Genomic DNA, 18,550 nt, shown 5'->3' with positions numbered 1-18,550 from the left:
CGGGTGATCGTGCTGCTGAGTGCGGCGGTCTGCCTGCCGCTGCTGTTCGTCCGCAGGGTGCCGCTGACCGCCGCCCTGGTGACGGGCGTCGTGGCGATGGTCGGCACCGGGATCGACGTGGGCTGGCCGGGCCGACTGGTGGCGGTGGCGGGGTTCTGCCTCGCCGCCTTCCACCGGCACACCCTCTGGCCGGTGCTGGTGGCCACACCCGTGTGGACGTTCGTGTTCGCCACCCTGGCCGGCTCGCAGTCGGGCGTCCTGCCGGTGACCGACCTGGTGATCATGGGCATGGCACCGGTCGCCGTCGGCTACGGCCTGCGGTTGCAACGGGAGCGCAGCGCCCAGTCGGCCAGGATCGCGATGGCCGAGGACCGCGCACGGCTGGCCCGTGACGTCCACGACAGCGTCGGCCACCACCTGACGGCGATCAAGCTGCAGGCCACCGCCGCGCGCCGGGTGCCGGCCGGCGCGGACCGGGCGCTCACCACGATCACCGACATCTCGGCCACCGCCCTGACCGAGGTCCGGGGCCTGGTGGGCGAGTTGCGCGCGCAGGAGGACATCTCCGCGCTGGCGGAACGGCTGTCCGGTCCCGGCAGGCGGATCACCACACGCGGCTCCGTCTTGGGGCTGCCTCCGACCGTCGCGCACACCGCGTACCGAATCGTGCAGGAAGCCCTGACCAATGCCGTACGGCATTCGGCGGCGACCGAGATCGAGGTCCGGCTGGAACGTGAACGCCGACAGCTCGCCGTTCTGGTGTCCGACAACGGCTCCGGCGCTGCCGCTGCCGCTGCCACCGACGGCAACGGACTCCGCGGGATCCGGGAACGTGTCGCCCGACTGGGTGGATTCGTCCACATAGGACCGTCCGAGTCCGGTTGGCGAGTGGAAGCCCGGCTCCCGGTGCGCCGATGATCACCGTGCTGATCGCCGACGACCAGGAAGCCGTGCGCGAGGCGTTGCGGGTCGTGCTGTCCGCCGAGCCCGACATCACCGTCGTCGGCGAGGCCGCCAACGGCGCAGACGCCATCGACCAGGCCCTGCGCAACCGCCCGGACGTGGTCGTCATGGACATCCGGATGCCGCGGCTGGACGGCATCTCCGCGATCCGCGCCCTGGCCGGGTCGTCCCGGGTACTCGCGCTCACCACGTTCGACCTGGACGAATACCTGTTCGGCGCACTACGGGCCGGTGCGGCGGGTTTCCTGCTCAAGGACGCCGACCCGGACCTGCTGGTCGAAGCCGTACGCGCGATCCACCGCGGCCACGGACTCATCGACCCCCGGGTGACCGGACGCCTGATCGGCCGCTTCGCCCGACTGTCCCCCCGCCCGACCGGCACCGACCTGGAGCGGTTGACCGACCGGGAACGCGAGGTGATGCGCCACGTCGCCTGGGGCCTGACCAACGCCGAGATCGCATCCGCGCTGTCGATCGGCGAGGGCACCGTGAAAACCCACGTCGCGCACGTCCTGGCCAAGCTCGGCCTGCGGACCAGGGTGCACGTGGTGATCTACGCCTACGAGCACGGCTTGGTCGCCCGGGACTCCGGATCGTTCTGAGCCACCCGGGCCGCCGATGCCGGTGTCCGCAAAATTGCGACGGGGAGAACCGCTTCCGGCACCAGAATCACCCCGGCAGGCGCACGCCGACCAGCCGAACGCACTGTCGTCGATCGGTCACGGTGTGCCAGGCTGTCGGTCGGGTACGGAACACGGGGGTGACCGTGAACGTCTTCGTGCTGTCCCATCGTTGCGGCCACTGCGTTCGCCAGCAGGTGGTCATGGGTGACGAAGAGTACGAGGCCTGTTGGCGGGAGTGCGTGGGTGCGCCCTGCCCGGTGTGCGGTGCGCGGGCGCGGGAGGGCGACCTGCAGATCATCGTTCTCGACAAGGACGTCAACGCGATCAAGAACGGCTCGTTCCCGTGGGGGAAGACGAGTCGGCCGACGGGCGGCTTCGCCGGGTTCGGCGGTACGGGCACCGCGCCGGAGACCGAGCGCGGCGGGTTCGCGAGCGCCCTGCGCAAGGAGATGTACGGGCAGTCCGAGCGCAGCCGCAAGCAGGAGTACCGGGCGCTCAGCGAGGCGTTCACCAAGCTCAGCGGTTTCCAGTTCGGGTTCGAGGCGTACGAGAAGGGTGATCTCGACCGGGCGGTGCTGTGGCTGCAACGCGCGGCGCAGGTGCTCGACGACCCGACCCACGCCGCCGGGGCCTGCATGTACCTCGGGCTGACCTGGGTGAAGAAGGGCGAGCCGCACAAGGCGGAGAAGGCGTTCCGCGACGCCGTGGACCGCACCGACGCCGACCCCACGATCCGGTCCGGCTCGGCGGACCAGCTCGGCTCGGTGCTCAAGCAGCTCGGGGACATCGCGGGTGCGCGCAAGGCCTTCCAGCTGGCCGTCGACCTCGGCGTCCCGCACTTCGCCTCGAAGGCCGCGGTCAACCTGGGCACGCTGGAGGACGAGGCGGGCAACCACGACAAGGCCCGGTCGCTGTGGGAGTTCGCCTACGAGAGCCCGGACGACACCGGGGGGTTCGCCGCGCACAACCTCGGCTGGTACTGGGAACAGGCCGGTGACGTGAAGAAGGCGCGCCGGTTCTACAAGATCGCCGCGAAGTCCTCGACGCCGCAGGTGGCGACGCGGGCCGCGGAACGACTGCGCGTGCTGCCGGCCTCGTCCCGCCGGCTGTTCCGCCGCGACCGCTAGGAGAAGCCACACGTGACCGTCCTCTCGGTGGTGGGCCACCTCGCCGGCGGCAGCGACCGGGACGCCGTCCTCGGGTTGCTGGCCAACGTGTCCGTGCGCGAGGACGTCGTGTCCGGTGACACGGCCGAGGAGAACCTGGCCGCGCTGCAACGGTTCGGCCTCGTCATCCACTCGGCGACCGATCCGGGCGGCGGACGAGCGGCCGAACGCGCCGCCGAGCGCGCCCGGCCGCTCGCGCCACCGGCCCGGCACACCGGACTCGGTTCGCTCGCCGTGCCGGACCTGGACGACACGCCGAAGGCCGACCTGCCCGGCTACGGCGAGACCGTCGTCCTGCACACGGTCCCGGTCCCACCACCCGACTGGCGCGACCGGCTCGACGCGCTCGACGCCGCCGTGCTGGAACGGGTCGCGGTCGACGGCTACGTGGTGAGGACTCCCGGCGGCGGCAGCGGTTCCCTGGCGGCACTGGACTTCGTGCTCGACGTGCGACCGTACCGGCTCAGCGACACCGCCGACGCCGGCAACGTGGTCTCCCCCGGTGGTCCGCCGCCGGGAGCGCTTCCGGTGCACTACGAGGTGCTCGCGCACCGCGCGAGGGACCTGCCCGAGATCCGCGCCTGGCTGGCGCGGCGGGGCTGGCCCGAGGACGGCACCGGCCGGCGGAAGGTGCGTTTCCGCTGCCGGTTCGGCGATCCCGGGCTGCTGGAGCTGGCCCGCCGCCAGGACGTGGCCGCGGTGGACCTCCACGTGCCGCCGACCCTCCTCAACGACCACGCGCAGCAGATCGTCGGTCTGCGGCCCACCACCGGCGTCCGCTCCGCGCACGGCCCGCACCCCACCGCCGACGTGGGCACCACCTCCGGCTCGGGCGGCACCCCCGATGTCGGCACCGTCCCCGGCCTCGCCGGGCTCACCGGGCGCGGACAGGTCGTCGGGGTGGCCGACACGGGCGTCGACAGCCGACACCCGGACCTCAAGAGCCGCCTGCTCAAGGTGGTCGCGCGAGGCCGTCCGGACGACGGGAGCGATCCGCACGGCCACGGCACCCACGTGGCGGGGACGCTGGCGGGCGACGGTTCCGCCTCGGGCGGTGTCTTCCGGGGCGCGGCACCCGGCGCCTCGGTCTTCTTCCAGTCCGTCATGGACGGTCGCGGCCGGCTCACCGGCCTTCCCGTCGACCTCAACGACCTGCTCGCCGAGGCCTACGACGCGGGCGCCCGGATCCACAACGACAGTTGGGGCGCGGACGCCGACTCGGTCTACCGGATGAGTTCGCTGGAGATCGACGAGTTCGTCGCCGAACACCCGGACATGCTCGTGGTCGTCGCGGCGGGCAACGACGGCCGGGCAGCCGCACCACGGCACGTCCCGCGCGGTTTCGTGGACCTGTTCTCGGTGAACGCCCCGGCCACCGCCAAGAACGCGCTGACCGTCGGCGCGAGCCGCAGCACGCGGGACGTGCCGGACCTGACCTGGCGCGAGTGGTCGCCGGCTGCCTTCCCGGACGGGCCGATCGGCGAGGAGCGCGTCGGCGGGAACCCGGAGTCGCTGGCCGCGTTCAGCAGTCGCGGACCGTGCCAGGAGCACGACCGGATCAAGCCCGACCTGGTCGCACCGGGCACCTGCGTCGTCTCCACGCGATCCGCGCTCGCCCCGGACTCGACGTTCTGGGACGGCTGGGACGACAACTACGCGGTCCTCGGCGGCACCAGCATGGCCGCACCGCTGGTCGCCGGGTCCGCCGCGCTGGTCCGCGAGTGGTTCACCGCCGGAGCGCACGCCCCGAGCGCGGCCCTGCTCAAGGCGACGCTGGTCAACGGCACCCGGTGGCTCGGCGGCCGGGACGCACGGGCCGACCACCCGCACCCGCCCAACTTCCACCAGGGCTTCGGCCTCCTGGACCTGACCACCACGCTGCCCGCGCTGTTCGCGGACACCGGAGCGGACGCCTCGGCGTGCCCGCCGCTGCACCGGCTCGGCCAGACGGTCCGGCTGCCGCTGCACCCCGCCGGGCCCGGTCCGCTGCGGGTCTGCCTGGCCTGGACCGACCCGCCCGGCCGCGGCATCCAGCACGCGCTGAGCCTGGTCGTCGTCCACCGGTCCAGCGGCCGGCACTGGCTGGGCAACGAGCGGCGGCGCACCACCTACGCGACCGCGGACACCGCCAACAACGTGCAGGTCGTCCGCATCGACCGGCCGGCGCCCGGCGACTACGAGGTCGAGATCACGGCCATCTCCGAACTCCTCTTCGGAGCGCAGGACTTCGCGCTGGCGGTGTCCGGCGCCTCGACCGACGAACCGGGCACGTTGTGGCACAAGGGGGACTGATGAACCGTGCGCGCGCCGCGCTGGTGGACGAGTACTGGGGACTGCTGCGTGCCCGCGGGATCGAGCACCTGGTCCGGCCGGAGGTCTCGGCCGAGGAGGACGCGCTGATCCTGGCCAGTGTCAAGGAACAGGCGGAACGATCGGCGGCCGAGTACGGCGAGGAGAACCTGCTGCTCCGGGAGATGGCGCGGTGGCAGGGCCGGGAGTCGCCCGGGAGGCGGCGCGAGGACAGGCACGCCGGCACCTCGGAGCGGATCGAGGAAGCGGTGCGCGAGATGGGTCTCGGGTCTCCCGGACCGGTGTACGTCGGCGAGTACCCGCACCACTCGTTCAACGCGCAGGCGCTCGCCGTGAAGAACGGGACGCTGCTGCTGATCAACACCGGCCTGCACTACCTGCTGGTCGAAGTCGCCCTGGCGCTCAACACCCGCATCGTGGTCGTGGACCGTGCCGACGACGGCGGCTTCACGGTGCCGAAGACCAGCGAGGCGGTGGAGCGCCGCCAGCGCGAGGCGGACGAGAACCTGGCGAACTCGCTGGCCGCCTACATCCTGTACGCCGACCCCCGGCGCGGCGGCAAGCAGCAGGTCGACGGGACGCATCGCGGTGTCCTGAGCTTCCTGTACGCCGACGCGGCGGAGAAGTTCGCCATCGCGCACGAGTACGGCCACTTCTTCGCCGGTCACCTCACCGGTCGTCGCCCGAGCGGCGACGAGTGGCTGCGCAAGAGCCACGCCCAGGAGTTCGAGGCGGACGAGATCGGGATGCTGCTCGCCCTCAAGACCCAGCAAGCCGACGAGTCGGTCGCCGCCCTGTCGTTCCGCAAGCACATCGCGGTGGTGGGCGCGTTCCTGTTCTTCGCCGTCGACCACCTGCTCAACCGCGTCCGCGACGAGGTGTCGGAGGTGTCCGGGGACAAGATCGTCGCGGACCACCCGCCGTCGGACGCCAGGGCCGCCGCGCTGCGCCGGACGCTCACCGAGCTGGAAGGACCGGACGTCTTCCAGCTCGTCGACGCCGCCATCCCGATCCTGTCCGAGCAGGAGGACCACGTCATCGACAGCCTGCGGCGCCTGTTGCGCGAGCGGCGGGCCTAGTCCCCGGCCGCCGGCTCCGGTGCCGCGGTCGGCCGGACGGCGGGCGGGACCGGCACAGTGCCGATCCCGCCCGTTCGGCGTCTGGCGTCGATGACAGGAGCTCCGGGCGCTTCGGCGCGTACCCCTGGTGCGCCGACGACGAAGCCGGTGCGCCGGTCGTTTCGACCGGTTCCGCCGCAACGGCTTCCTCGATGTGCAGCTGACCGGGCATTTCACCGGCCAGCTCACCGGGCGAATCACTCACGGGCACGGGTTGTGCGCTCCAGCGCGCCGGAGCCGGGACACCGGTCAACGCCGGAACCGTCGTCTCATGCACTCACCTCCTCTCCACCGGTCATTCGACCCACCACGGCAGGCGGTTCGCCCGAAAGTGGGAGAAAAGTCGAACGCGCAGCTCAAATCCGGGAGGAAGTTTCAAACGTGAAATAGCAGACAACTTCGTGCAGCGGCATGAAGGGTGGTCGGGCACGACCGTCACGACTCCCTGTCGCGGGCGAGCTGGGCGCGCAGCACCTGCAACGCCGGCCGTATCCGGGACTTCACCGTGCCGATCGGGACCTTCAGCCGGGCGGGCGGCTCGCGGTACGGGATGCCGCGGAGGTAGGCCAGGACGAGCAGCTCGTACTGCTCACGGCGCAGCCGCCCCATGGCCCGCCGCATGTCCGCGGCGACCAAGCGCAGACACGTGACCTCGGCCGCGCCCTCGTCGTCGAACAGCGGACCGGGGCGCGGTCGCTCGGGCTCCGGGCCGGAGCAGGCGGCCAACAGCAGGAACAGCAGGACGATTCGACGCACGGAGGGCTCCTAACCGAGTGCGGCCCGGACCGCGAGCCCGGGCCCACGACGAGCACCAGGGACGCGGTGATGGCCGGCAGCGCGGTGAACCGGTCGCGGAAGCGCTCGACGGCGGCCGGCCGGTCCCGCAGGCGGACCAGCACCAAGCCGACCGCGGTCAGCGTGGCGGCCATGCCCAAGCCGTAGCCATGCCCGTGCCCGTGACCGGAGTCGGGGCGGTGTGGGTCATCGGAGCCGTGAATGTGGCCGACGAGGACGGGTCGCCGCCGCAGCGCCGATCTCAGCAGCACGGCCCCGATCCCGGCGACCAGCACACCGCTCCCCACGCCCGACCACCGCAGCACCGACTCGCCCAGCAACGCACTCGACGCACTGGTCAGCAGCCCGAGCACGAGCACCCCGGCCGTGTGCGTGACGGTCACCGTCGCCCCCACGACAACCGCATCACGCGCCGTACCTTCCCGCCCCGCGAGGTAGGCGGCGATCACGTTCTTCCCGTGGCCGGGGAGCGAAGATCCCCACCAGGTCGTTGCGGGGCATGGCGGGTGCGGGAATCCCGTAGATGGCCTGGATCAGCCTGGGCACCTCCGGATCGGTCACCCGGTCGACCAGGTCGGGAGTCTTCCCGTCCCGGTCCGGGGTGAGCGAGTTGAAGGTGTCCTTCGGCCCCGCCGGCACCTAGAGCAGGTCGAACACCCGAAGGTCCAGGAAGACGAGTCGTCCGCCTGGCCCACGTAGCTCTTGCCCCCGCCGTGCGCGGACAGGACTCAGTCAATTCGGAGCCGCCGCCGGCGCAGTTCACCGATCCCACCCGGAAAATGTTGTTGCACAGCAATGGCGACAGTCCGGAAAACGAAGCCGGCCATTTCCACAACTCCGGTCACCCGAGTAGGGGAACTCGACAACCGGAACCGGCCGGTGACCGAACAACGTGGTGCGCGGACCACTTCCGGTGGTCGCGGTCGGTTCGGGTCGGCCACGCGCGCCGAGGCCTCCGCACCCGCAACCGGTGCCCTCTCGGGTGCGGAGGCCGCGCCGACCTGTTTGAGGGCCCCCGTGCGGGGGCACCCGCCGATGGATCGCCGGGTAGAACAGCCTGCGCGGCGGTCACGGTCACCCGAGGGCCGCGACCTCGGGGGAATCGCGTGCGGGAGGACTGGCACATGGGACTCGACGACAAGGCCGAGGGCAAGGGCGACGAGCTGAAGGGCAAGGCGAAGGAAGCCGTCGGTGGCGCCACGGACAACGAGCAGCTGGAAGCCGAGGGCAAGGGCGACCAGGTGAAGGGCAACGTCGAGCAGGCGGCCGAGAAGGTCAAGGACGCCTTCAAGAGCTGACGCCGACCGCCTGCCGGTCATGACGATGGCGCGTGTTCCCACGGGAACACGCGCCATCGTCATGTCACGTCACCGGCGCGCGGGCCGTGACGCTGCCCACGCGCCGACCGCTCGGCGATCAGGCGGCTTCGGCGGGACCACCCCCGACCCGTCGGCGCCCATCCGGGTGTGAAGCCCTCGACCGGCGGGTGCGAGACAACCCGCACCACCGGAATGCCTTTTTCGCGGACTTGTTCGAGCAGGTGCGTGATCAGTTCGCCCCGACACCGAGCCCCTGCGCCCGGTCCGCCACGAACAACAGGTCCGATTCCGGGGGCCGCACGATCAAGCTGTAAAACCGAGGACGCCGTCGTCGGAATCGGCCCGGCGGGCGCGATGCGAACGGTGCTCATATACCCGCTTCAACGACGCCCGGTGTTCACGGGCTCCGCCCGCAGGCCGTCGAGCAGACCCGGGCATCAGAAGGCGGTGCCGAAGGCGTGCGCCAGCGAGGTGCGGATCAGAGCGGGGAGGTCGTCCCGACCGTCGTTCTCCGCCCAGCGGACGAGGGCGACGTGGGTGGCGCCGAGGCAGGCCGCGGCGGCGCAGCGCACGCGGAGTTCGTCGTCGGGGTCGGGCGGGTCGCCGCAGAGGGCCGCGACGATCGCGGACTGGGTGGCGTACTGGCTGTCGAGGTGGCGGGCGCGCAGGGCCGGGGTGGAGATCATCAGCCGCAGACGGGCCAGGAGCAGCGCTTTGTCGGCGTCGGACGCGCCGACCGCACCGGCTCCGACCGCACCGGCGGCGGTGTCCACCAGGGCGCCTCCGATTCGTCGGACGAGGGGCTCGTGCTCCGGTCGCGCGAGCAGCGCCGCGGCGGTCAACGGGTCGTACTCGTCGTAGAGCACCAGGTCTTCCTTGGTCGCGAAGTGCCGGTACACCGTCATGGCGGAGACGCCCGCGGCTTTCGCGACGTCCTCGACCGTAGTGGCGCCGTAGCCGCCTTCGACGAAGAGGCGGATCGCGTGCGACTGCACCGCCCGCCGGGTTTCGGCTCGACGGCGGTCACGGAGGCTGTCCATTTGGTAGACACTAACAACCTGTTAGTAACTATCACTTCGGGGGGACACGTGAGACTCGCGGACAAGGCCGCACTCGTGACGGGGGCGTCCAAGGGCATCGGCCGTGCCATCGCCGAACGGTTGGCCGCAGACGGGGCTCAGGTCGCCGTGCACTACGGCAGGGACGAGCGGGCGGCACGGGAGACCGTCCGCCGGATCGAGGAGAACGCCGGACGCGCCTTCGCCGTCCAGGCCGACCTGAGCACCATGGACGGGATCGGGGCGCTGTTCACCGGCCTGCGGACCGGCCTGTCCGGGCGACCGCTGGACATCGTCGTCAACAACGCCGCCGCCGCACCCGCCGGTCCGATCGAGACCGACACCCCGGAGCAGTTCGACCACCTCGTCGCGGTGAACGTCAAAGCCCCGTACTTCATCATCCAGCGGGCACTCCCGCTGCTGTCGGACGGCGGACGCGTCATCACCATCTCGTCGGTCGCCACCCGGATGGCCAACCCCACGCAGACCTCCTTCGCCCTCACCAAAGGAGCGGTGGAAACGATGAGCCGCACCCTCGCCCGAGCGCTCGGCGGGCGCGGCATCACGGTCAACACCGTCGCACCCGGCGCGACCAGGACCGACGCCAACGAAGCCATCTTCACCCCGGAGACAGCGGCGCTGGCGGCCGGGCTGACCGCGCTGAACCGGGTCGGGCGGGCGGACGACGTCGCCGACGTGGTGGCGTTCCTGGCGTCGCACGACGCCCGGTGGATCACCGGGCAGACCCTCGACGCCAGCGGGGGCCTGCACCTCGGACCGCGCGAGCTCACCGGCCCGGCACCCGCCCCGGACCGTCCCGGTTCGACGGTCACGCCGGCCGACGCAGCCCGGACCCCCACCGGCGGCAGACGTGCGGACGACCACGCCGCTCGGCCGTGAGGCGACCCGCCGGTCGTGAAGTGGACGATCCCACCAGGAGGATCGCATCCGAGTAGTTCTACTGACGTCCGCCGACGCCACCCGGAGATAGCGTCCACGCAGGGAGGTGCCGGAGTGGGGACACAACTTGTCGGCGTGGCAGTGCATCTGCCCGAGCAACAGCTCAGCACGGAGGAGGTGGAGCGGCGGCTGGCGCCGTTCACACCGCCGCCGGGGCTGATCCGCCGGTTGACCGGGATCCGGTCGCGGCACGTCATGGCGGACGACGAGCAGGCGTCCGACCTCGCGGTCGCGGCGGCGCGCAAGCTGCTGGCGGACACCGGAACCGTGCCGGGCGAGGTCGACCTCCTGCTGTTCGCCTCGGCCAGCCAGGACATGATCGAGCCGGCGACCGCGCACATCGTGGCCGCCAAGCTGGAGCTCGGCTGCCCGGTGATGGACGTCAAGAACGCCTGCAACAGCGTCCTCAACGGAATCGAGGTCGCCGACGCTTTGATCCGCACCGGCCGCTACCGCAAGGTGCTGATCGCCGGCGGCGAGGCACCGTCCCGCGCGGTGCGCTGGGAGGTCGACGGGCTCACCGACTTCCTGCGCGCCTTCCCCGGGTACACGCTGTCGGACGCGGGCGCGGCCCTGCTGCTGGCCGAGGGCGAGGACGGTGTGCTGGGCAGCGGCTTCACCGCCGACTCGACCCAGTGGGACGTCGGCACCCTGCCCGGCGGGGGGTCGCGGCACCCGCGCGACCCGGAGGCCACCTACTTCGCCATGGACGGCGCGCGGCTGAAGTCCGCCTTCCTCGGGCTCGGCCGGGGCGTCCTGGACAGCACGCTGGACCGGCTCGGGCTGACCTGGGACGACTTCGCGGTGATCGGCGTGCACCAGGTCTCGTTGCCCTACCTGGACATCTTCGCCGAACAGGTGGGCGTGCCGAAGGACCGGCTGGTGATCACGCTGCCGGAGCACGGGAACGTCGCCTCCGCGAGCCTGCCGCTGCAACTGGTCACCGCGCAGCGGATGGGCCGGTGCGGACCCGGCGACCTGGTCGCGCTGGTCGGCCTGGCGGGCGGCGTCAGCCTCGGCATGGTGGTGATCCGGCTGTGAGCGGCCTGTGGGTGGTGGTTCCCGCGTACAACGAGGAGCGCGGCATCACGGCGACCCTGGACGCCCTCGCCGCGCAGGACGACCCGGACTTCACGTTGCTGGTGGTGGACAACGGTTCCACGGACTCCACTGCGGACACCGTGCGCGCGTACGCCGAGCGGCGACCGGGTCTTCGGCTGGTACTCGCGCACGAGCCGGAGAAAGGCACCGGAGCCGCCGCCGACACCGGGATGCGCCACGCCATCGACCACGGCGCCCGGTGGTTGGCGCGCACCGACGCAGACTGCCTGCCCGCCCCGGATTGGACGGCCAGGATCAAGGCGGCGTTCGACTCCGGGCTGCGGCTGGTGTCCGGGCAGCTGTTGCCGCGCAAGGACGAAGGCCTGTCGACGGCCAAACGCGGGCTGCTCGTCGCCGCCGTCGAAGTGGCCTCGCTGTTCGGCAGGATCCGACCGGACAACCGCGATCCGCGCTACCTCGGGCCGTACGTGATGACAGCGGGCTGCAACATGGCCATCACGGCGGAGCTGTACGCGCTGTGCGGGGGCTTCCCGCGGTCCAGGATCGAGGACCTGCACGAGGACCGGGCGCTGGTCAACGCGGTCCGCCTGCACACCAGGCAGTACGGTCTCCGACGGGACGTCCTGGTCTACGGCTCGTCGCGCCGGGCCCAGGCCTGGGGCCTGCGCAAGACCCTGGCGTGGTACGCCGACCACCGGTACCGCCCGGCCGTCGTGGACATCCGGTGAACTGGGAACTGAGGCTCCAGCTGGCCGCGCACCCGCTGGCGTACCCCCTGGTGCGCGGGATCGGCCGGATCGCGCCCGTCGTCCGCGTGCCCAAGGTGGGCGTGGTGGTCAGCGACGCCGCGCTGGCCAAGGAGGTCCTCGCCGACACCGCCCACTTCACCAAGACCGGTCCCGGTTCGCCGGCCGACCTGTGGACGCCCGTGGTCGGCCCCACGGTCCTGCTGAACATGGAAGGCGCGGCCCACGCCGAGCTGCGCCGCAAGCTCTCCGGGTTGTTCACCCCGCGCAGCGTGACCGACCTGTGCGCCCGCGTGGCGGACGAGCCGATGAGGCGCCTGCGGGACGACCTGGCCACCGGCCGCCCGGTGGACCTCGTGACGGTGGTGCGGGACCTGGTGGGCGCGGTGATCTGCGAACTCGTCGGCCTGGACGCCACCGGGGCGGGGCGGGCGTGGGCGGCCGGGACGGCGATCACGTCGATGATCCGGCTGGGGCGTCCCCGGCTGACGCCGGCCCAGGTCCGCCGGGGCAAGGCCGCGTTGGGCGAACTCACCCGGCCCGCCGCGAAGGCGTACGCGGTCGGCGACCCCGCGACCGTCCCCGGCCGGATGCGGGAACTCGGGCTCACCGAGGAGGAAGCCCTGGGCGCGGTGGCGGCGTTCGTCCTCACCGGCACCGAGACCCTGGTGTCGTACATCCCCCGCCTGGTCGCACTGCTGCACGACACGGGGTGGCTGGACCGGCTCGCCGCCGCGCCGGACCGGATGGACGACGTGGTCGCGGAGGCGCTGCGGGTCACCGTCCCGTCGCCGGTGATGCTGCGCAGCGTGGCCGCCGACACCGGTATCGGCCGGGTCGCGGTCCGCGCCGGGGACCGGGTGGTGATCGCGACGATCTCCGCCGCCCGCGGTCACGGCGCGTTCGACCCGGACCGTCCCCACCCGCCCGCGGTGCGACAGCTCTGGTTCGGCGCGGGACCGCACTTCTGCCTGGGGATGCCGCTCGCCTACGCCGAGATCCGCGCGGTGCTGGGAGCCGTCCTGTCCGCCGCACCGCTGTCCGTCGTGGCGCGAAGGGCTGCCGTGCGGGTCCTGATCCCCGGCTACGAGAGGCTGGTGGTGCGCCGTGGCTGACGACCTGCTCGTGGAAGTGCTGCGGGCGGCCCGGGAACACGGCCCGTCGCCCGCGCTGACCGACGCGCGCGGCCGAACGCTGACCTACCGGGAACTGTCCACGAAGGTCCTGAGCACGGCGCACCGACTGCGTTCCCGGGGTTTCGAGCCCGGCAACCGGATGTTGTTCTCGGTCCGCCCGGGCCCGGACGCGATCGTCCTGGCCCTGGGCACCGTGGCCGCCGGCGGCACGGTCGTGTTCGTCGACCCCGGTGTCGGGCCGGAGCTGTTCGCCAGTCGCACCGGACTGGCCGGTCCGGGCTGGGCGGCGGCCGAGTCCCTGCTGTACGCGGCCAGTGCTCCCGGTCCGCTCCGGGCGATCGCCCGCCGCAGGGGTGTCCTGCTGCCGGACTACGCCGCGCTCCCGTTGCGGCACATCAGGTCCGGCCCGTGGCTGCCCGGTGTGCCGCTGCGTGCGGTCTCCACGCGGAGCCTGGCCGCGCCGGTTGCCGACCTGCCGCTCCCCGACCCCGCTCCCGACCAGGACGCGGTGATCGTGTTCACCTCCGGCACGACGGCGGCGCCCAAAGCCGTGGTGCACACCCGTGGTTCGCTCGCCGCGGCCCTGCGCGCGCTGGCGGTGAGGTGCGAACTGGGTCCGGGCACGAGAGTGCACACCGACCAGATGATGCTGGGACTGCCCGCGCTGGTCGCCGGCGCGCACTGGTCGATGCCGCCGTACGGGTTCGCGCCGTCCGCCGATCCCACCGCGCTCGCCGCCGGGCTGACCGGCGCGACGCACACGTTCCTCGTGCCGACCGACCTGGCGGCGATCCTGGACTGCGGGGTGGCGCTGCCGCAGTCGCTCCGGCAGGTCCTGCTGGGCTCGGCCCCCGTGCTGCCACCTCTGCTGAAACGAGCGCGCGAGGCGCTGCCGGACGTGGAGTTCCTGGCCGTGTACGGGATGACCGAGATCCTCCCGGTCGCGATCGCCACCGGTGCGGAGAAGATCGCCCACGGCGGCGACCTGCTGGGCCGGCCGCTGCCGGGAGTCCGCGCACGGATCGCCGAGGACGGCGAGCTGGTGGTGTCCGGCCCCAACATGTGCCGCGGCTACCTCGGCGAACCGCCGATGACCGAACACGCGACGGGTGACCTGGCCCGGCTGGAGGACGACCGGATCGTCCTCACCGGGCGGAAGAAGGACATGATCCTGCGCGGGAAGACGAACGTGTACCCGGGCTTGTACGAACCGGCGATCGCGGACCTGCCCGGAGTCGCGGCGGCCGTGATGATCGGCGTACCGGACGAGATCGGCGACGAGCGGATCGTGCTCGCCGTGGTGCCCCTGTCCGACGCGGCACCCGGCTTGGCCGACCGGGTCCGCGCCGCGCTGCCCGCGCTGATCGACGCCGCCGCGCTGCCCGACGAAGTCACCGTGCTGCGGGAACTCCCCGTCTCGGGGCGGACGCGCAAGGTCGACCGCTCAGCCCTCCGCGAGCTGCTGGCCCGCTGATGCGCCTCGCCGTCACCGGAGCGACCGGGTTCGTCGGAGGAGCCGTGCGCCGCGCCGCCGAAGCCCTCGGCTGGCAGGTGCACGCGTACGGATCACGCGACTGGGACATCGGCACCGGACCGCTGACCGACCCGCCCGAGGTCGACGCCGTGGTCCACTCGGCCGCCGCCGTCACCGACTGGGGCGACCCCCGGCTGATCCGGCGGGTCAACGTGGACGGCACACGACACGTCGCCGAGACGTTCCCCGGCGCACGCCTGGTCCACATCTCCTCCGCCAGCGTCTACGACCCGTTCGTGCCGACGGTGTGCGCGACCGAGTCCGAAGCCCCGGTCTCGCGCTACCTCACCGCCTACGGCGCCACCAAAGCAGCCGCCGAACGGGTCCTCGCCGACCGCCCGGACACCGTCGTCCTGCGACCGCACGCCGTCTACGGCCCCGGCGACCCGACCCTCCTGCCCCGCGTCCTCGGCGCCATCCGCGGCGGCACCCTGTTCATCGTCGGCGACGGCCGAGCCCGGCAGTCGTTGACCTCCATCGACAACCTGGTCGACGCGACCCTGCTGGCCTGCGGGGGCGCACCGGGCGTCTACAACATCGCGGACGCGGAACCCGTTGTCCTGCAAGACGCCCTACGCGGTCTGCTGGACGAACGCGGCTTGGACGTGCGGATCCGCCACCTCCCGCTGCGAGCCGCCTGGCACGTGGCCGGCGCAGCCGAACGGGCATGGCGACTGGCGGGCGCGACGAAACCACCGCGCCTCACCAGATACGCGATCAGCCACCTGGGCCATGAACGCACGCTGGACATCACCGCCGCGCGGGAACGACTCGGCTACACCCCTGCCGCCACGTCGTTCCACGGCGCGGCGGACTGGTGACCGGAGAAGTCGGTCCCACGACGGAGCCGCCGCACAGCCGGACGGACCTGCAAGGCCTCGTAGGGGACAACCTCGCCACCGCTCGCCCTGGCAACGCACGAAGGCGGGACCAGTCGTTCGCGGTCCCGCCTTCGTCGCGTCGACAAGTCGGTCTTCTCAGCGTCCCAACGGGATCTCGAAGTGGACCGTCTGGAACGAGAACGGGTCGCCGTCACGCGCGTCGTGCACCTCCGTGGCCACGGAGCGCCAGAACGGCTCCGCACCGGCGATGCGGGTGTCGGTGTGCAGGTACAGGCTCTGGTAGCCCGGGGTCTGCGCCACGAACGCGGTCGCCAGGTCCACCAGTGCGCGCGCCAGGCCGCAGCGGCGGTGCTCGGGGCGGACGTAGACGCGGAACAGCTGTGCCGTACCGCCACCGGCGTACCGGTCGGCCAGCCACGCCGGGTGCGGCGGGCTCGACGGGGCCTGGGCGCGCACGCCCGTGGTGGCCACCACCTCGTCGCCCTTGGTCGCCACGAACAACGCGTGCCGTCGTGGCCGCAGGTAGGAGCCTTCGAGGTCGACCACGTCGCCGTGCCACTCGGGCCGGTAGCCGTAGCCGAACTCCTGGTAGAAGGTGTCCAGCATGACGCTGCGCGCACCGGGCAGATCCTCCTTCCGCGCCTGCCGCACCTCGTACGGCCCTACTTCGCGGTGGTGCTGGTTCATGTCCTCTTCTCCTCTGTTCCTTCCATCGAGCGGCCCAGCAGGCCGATGGTCACCGGGTGGGTGGGCAGGCCCAGCACGTCGCCCGCCGAGCCGTGCTCGACCAGGTCTCCCCGGTGCAGTACGGCCACCCGGTCCGCCAGCCGGGCCACCACGGCGAGGTCGTGGCTGATCAGCACCACGGCGCAGGGCAGTGCGGCGAGCAGGTCGAGCAGGCTCGCCTGGGTCAGCGTGTCCAGCCCGGACGTGATCTCGTCGCACACCAGCACGTCCGGCCGGGCCAGCAGCGCACGGACCAGAGCCGCGCGCTGCAACTCGCCGCCGGACAGGCCCGCCGGCCGGCGGGTCGCGGTCGCCTCGTCCAGGCCCACCGCGGCCAGTTCGGCGAGCGCTTCCGCGGTGGCGTCGGCGGAACCGCGCAGCCGCACGGCCGTCCGCGCGACCTGGGAGAGCACCGTGCGGTGCGGGTCGAACGACGATCGAGGGTCCTGGAAGACGTACTGCACGGACGCCAGTTCGGCGCGCGAACGTTTGCGCAGCGACCTGGGCAGCGGGCGGCCGTCGAGCCGCACCTCGCCACCGAACGTCGGGTGCAGCCCGACGACGCAGCGGGCCAGCGTGGTCTTGCCGCTGCCTGACCTGCCCACGACGGCGAGGCACTCGCCCGCACCGACCTGCAGGCTCACGTCCCGCAGCACGGTCGTGGCGCGGTGCCGTGCGGTGACGCCGTGCAGCTCCAGCCGGGGACGCCGGGCCGGACGATCGCCGGGCACCGTCACCCGTGGCTGCGCGGCGACCAGGGCACGCGTGTACGGCTCGCGCGGGCGGTCGAGGACGTCGGCGGTCGCCCCGGCCTCCACCACCCTGCCCGAGCGCAGCACCACGACCTCGTCGGCCAGTGCCCGCACCACGTCCAGGTCGTGCGTGAGCAGCACCAGGGCCACTCCCTGCGCCACCACCGAAGCCAGCTCGTCCACCACCTCGGCGCGGGTGATCGGGTCCTGTCCCGTGGTCGGCTCGTCGGCCACCAGCACCGCCGGGTCGCCCACCAGCGACTGCGCCAGCACCACCCGCTGCTGCTGGCCGCCCGACAGCTCGTGCGGGTAGCGGCGCAGCAGGTCGGCGGGCACCCGCGCGCGACGCAGCGCCGTGGCGACCAGCTCCGCCGGGTCGCCCCGGTGCAGGGCGGCGATCTCGCGGAACACGCCCCCGAGCCGGCGCACCGGGTTGAGCGCGGCGGCGGGCTGCTGCGGTACGAACCCGATCCGCCCGGTCACCGCGACCCGCCCGCTGACCGCCACACCGGGCGCGTGCTCGCCCAGCAGCGCCAGGCCGGTCGTGGTCTTGCCGCTGCCGGAGGCGCCGACCAGCGCCAGCACCCGCCCGGCGGACAGCGCGAAGCTCACGCCGTCGACCAGGGCCCGCCCGCCGGCCACCGCCCGCAGGTTCTCGACGTGCACCACGGGCGTCACGACCGCGCCTCCGCCCGCAGCGCGCGGTCGAACACCAGGTTCAGCCCCACCGACAACGCCACGATCAGCACGGCGGGCACGACCACCGCCCACGGCTGGAGAAACAGGCCGACCCGGTTGCGGTCCACCATCACCGCCCAGTCCGCGGCGTCCGGCGGCACCCCGACACCGAGGAAGCTGGCCGACGCCACCAGGTACAGCGCTCCGGTCAGCCGGACGCCCGAGTCCGCCGCGAGCGTCCGCACCATCGACCGCCCAGGGTAGACGATCGACGTCCGCCACCACGACTCTCCCTGCAACCGCATCGCCTCCAGCGCCGGACGGCCGGCGATCTCCAGTGCCGCGCCCCGGAAAATCCTCGCCACGTCGGGGAAGTTGACCAGCGTCACGACGCCGACGAGCACCGGCAGGCCGGGCCCGGCGATGGTCGCCGTGAGGATCAGCACGAGCAGCGACGGCACGGCGAGCAACAGGTCGAGCGGTCGCATGAGGAGGTCGTCGACCACGCGCGGACGCGACATCGCGGCCACCACCCCCCACGGCACGCCCACCAGGTACGACAGCAGCGTCGCCAGCAACGCCACCAGCACCACGGTCCGGCCGCCCGCGAGCACCTGGTGCCACACGTCGCGGCCGACGAAGTCCGTGCCCAGCCAGGAGTTCGGCATGAACGGCCCGCCCCGGGTCCGGTCGTCCGGCACGAACCACGGCCCGGCCAGCGCCAGCAGCAGCGGCACGGTCACCAGCAGTGCGCCCACGCCC

The 18,550-nt window shown here is 72.6% G+C and carries 18 protein-coding genes; 12 read left to right on the top strand and 6 right to left on the bottom strand.

From position 1 onward, the window contains the following. Positions 1-3 precede the first annotated feature (3 nt). The 5 genes from FHS29_RS16935 to FHS29_RS16915 all read left to right on the top strand — a co-directional run bounded on the left by FHS29_RS16935 (position 4) and on the right by FHS29_RS16915 (position 6,141). Positions 4-918: a sensor histidine kinase gene (locus tag FHS29_RS16935; RefSeq protein WP_184691635.1), complete on the top strand. Its 915-nt coding sequence runs from the start codon at positions 4-6 to the stop codon at positions 916-918. Then, the gene (locus tag FHS29_RS16930; protein ID WP_184691634.1) at positions 915-1,565 is read left to right on the top strand and encodes a response regulator; all 651 of its coding nucleotides are present in this window, start codon (positions 915-917) and stop codon (positions 1,563-1,565) included. The genes FHS29_RS16935 and FHS29_RS16930 overlap by 4 nt, the downstream gene beginning before the upstream one ends. Positions 1,566-1,786: 221 nt before the next feature. Next, the gene (locus tag FHS29_RS16925; RefSeq protein ID WP_184691633.1) at positions 1,787-2,713 is read left to right on the top strand and encodes a tetratricopeptide repeat protein; all 927 of its coding nucleotides are present in this window, start codon (positions 1,787-1,789) and stop codon (positions 2,711-2,713) included. A gap of 12 nt (positions 2,714-2,725) precedes the next feature. After that, positions 2,726-5,044 (top strand): S8 family serine peptidase, encoded by a 2,319-nt coding sequence (locus FHS29_RS16920; protein ID WP_184691632.1) that lies wholly within the window; start codon positions 2,726-2,728, stop codon positions 5,042-5,044. Then, entirely contained in the window at positions 5,044-6,141 is a 1,098-nt protein-coding gene (locus FHS29_RS16915; protein ID WP_184691631.1) for a M48 family metalloprotease, read from the top strand. The genes FHS29_RS16920 and FHS29_RS16915 overlap by 1 nt, the downstream gene beginning before the upstream one ends. A gap of 474 nt (positions 6,142-6,615) precedes the next feature. On the opposite strand, the gene FHS29_RS16910 is transcribed toward FHS29_RS16915, so the two are convergent. Continuing rightward, positions 6,616-6,936, bottom strand: a complete 321-nt coding sequence (locus tag FHS29_RS16910) for a sigma factor-like helix-turn-helix DNA-binding protein (RefSeq protein ID WP_184691630.1) — start codon at positions 6,934-6,936, stop codon at positions 6,616-6,618. A 444-nt stretch (positions 6,937-7,380) separates the two neighbouring features. Continuing rightward, on the bottom strand, positions 7,381-7,614 hold the full coding sequence (locus tag FHS29_RS36845; RefSeq protein ID WP_184691629.1) for a DUF4331 family protein: 234 nt from the start codon (positions 7,612-7,614) through the stop codon (positions 7,381-7,383). A gap of 485 nt (positions 7,615-8,099) precedes the next feature. On the opposite strand from FHS29_RS36845, the gene FHS29_RS16900 reads away from it, so the two are divergent. Further along, positions 8,100-8,273 carry a CsbD family protein gene (locus FHS29_RS16900; protein ID WP_184691628.1) on the top strand — a complete coding sequence of 58 codons (174 nt, stop codon included), beginning with the start codon at positions 8,100-8,102 and terminating at the stop codon, positions 8,271-8,273. A gap of 458 nt (positions 8,274-8,731) precedes the next feature. On the opposite strand, the gene FHS29_RS16895 is transcribed toward FHS29_RS16900, so the two are convergent. Then, entirely contained in the window at positions 8,732-9,334 is a 603-nt protein-coding gene (locus FHS29_RS16895; RefSeq protein ID WP_184691627.1) for a TetR/AcrR family transcriptional regulator, read from the bottom strand. Positions 9,335-9,382: 48 nt separating this feature from the next. Between FHS29_RS16895 and FHS29_RS16890 the strand changes: the two genes are divergently transcribed. From FHS29_RS16890 to FHS29_RS16865, 6 genes are all read left to right on the top strand, one after another. After that, positions 9,383-10,252 carry an SDR family oxidoreductase gene (locus tag FHS29_RS16890; RefSeq protein ID WP_312864958.1) on the top strand — a complete coding sequence of 290 codons (870 nt, stop codon included), beginning with the start codon at positions 9,383-9,385 and terminating at the stop codon, positions 10,250-10,252. 135 nt (positions 10,253-10,387) lie between these two features. Further along, entirely contained in the window at positions 10,388-11,353 is a 966-nt protein-coding gene (locus FHS29_RS16885) for a 3-oxoacyl-ACP synthase III family protein (RefSeq protein WP_312864957.1), read from the top strand. Next, positions 11,350-12,102 (top strand): glycosyltransferase family 2 protein, encoded by a 753-nt coding sequence (locus tag FHS29_RS16880; RefSeq protein ID WP_184691625.1) that lies wholly within the window; start codon positions 11,350-11,352, stop codon positions 12,100-12,102. Before FHS29_RS16885 ends, FHS29_RS16880 begins: the two co-directional genes overlap by 4 nt. Next, entirely contained in the window at positions 12,099-13,235 is a 1,137-nt protein-coding gene (locus FHS29_RS16875) for a cytochrome P450 (protein ID WP_184691624.1), read from the top strand. The genes FHS29_RS16880 and FHS29_RS16875 overlap by 4 nt, the downstream gene beginning before the upstream one ends. Continuing rightward, positions 13,228-14,730 carry a class I adenylate-forming enzyme family protein gene (locus FHS29_RS16870; protein WP_184691623.1) on the top strand — a complete coding sequence of 501 codons (1,503 nt, stop codon included), beginning with the start codon at positions 13,228-13,230 and terminating at the stop codon, positions 14,728-14,730. Before FHS29_RS16875 ends, FHS29_RS16870 begins: the two co-directional genes overlap by 8 nt. Then, on the top strand, positions 14,730-15,611 hold the full coding sequence (locus tag FHS29_RS16865; RefSeq protein WP_184691622.1) for an NAD-dependent epimerase/dehydratase family protein: 882 nt from the start codon (positions 14,730-14,732) through the stop codon (positions 15,609-15,611). The genes FHS29_RS16870 and FHS29_RS16865 overlap by 1 nt, the downstream gene beginning before the upstream one ends. Before the next feature lie 156 nt (positions 15,612-15,767). On the opposite strand, the gene FHS29_RS16860 is transcribed toward FHS29_RS16865, so the two are convergent. From FHS29_RS16860 to FHS29_RS16850, 3 genes are read right to left on the bottom strand one after another with little or no spacing between them, the layout of a single operon-like run. After that, positions 15,768-16,319, bottom strand: coding sequence for a GNAT family N-acetyltransferase (locus tag FHS29_RS16860; protein WP_184691621.1), 552 nt, complete (start codon positions 16,317-16,319; stop codon positions 15,768-15,770). Beyond that, on the bottom strand, positions 16,316-17,788 hold the full coding sequence (locus tag FHS29_RS16855; protein ID WP_312864956.1) for an ABC transporter ATP-binding protein: 1,473 nt from the start codon (positions 17,786-17,788) through the stop codon (positions 16,316-16,318). The genes FHS29_RS16860 and FHS29_RS16855 overlap by 4 nt, the downstream gene beginning before the upstream one ends. Then, entirely contained in the window at positions 17,785-18,546 is a 762-nt protein-coding gene (locus FHS29_RS16850) for an ABC transporter permease (RefSeq protein WP_312864955.1), read from the bottom strand. Before FHS29_RS16850 ends, FHS29_RS16855 begins: the two co-directional genes overlap by 4 nt. Positions 18,547-18,550: the final 4 nt, after the last annotated feature.

The sequence above is a fragment of the Saccharothrix tamanrassetensis genome, from assembly GCF_014203665.1.
GTDB classification, from domain to species: Bacteria; Actinomycetota; Actinomycetes; order Mycobacteriales; family Pseudonocardiaceae; genus Actinosynnema; species Actinosynnema tamanrassetense.
This window is presented reverse-complemented; position numbering and strand designations above follow the sequence as displayed.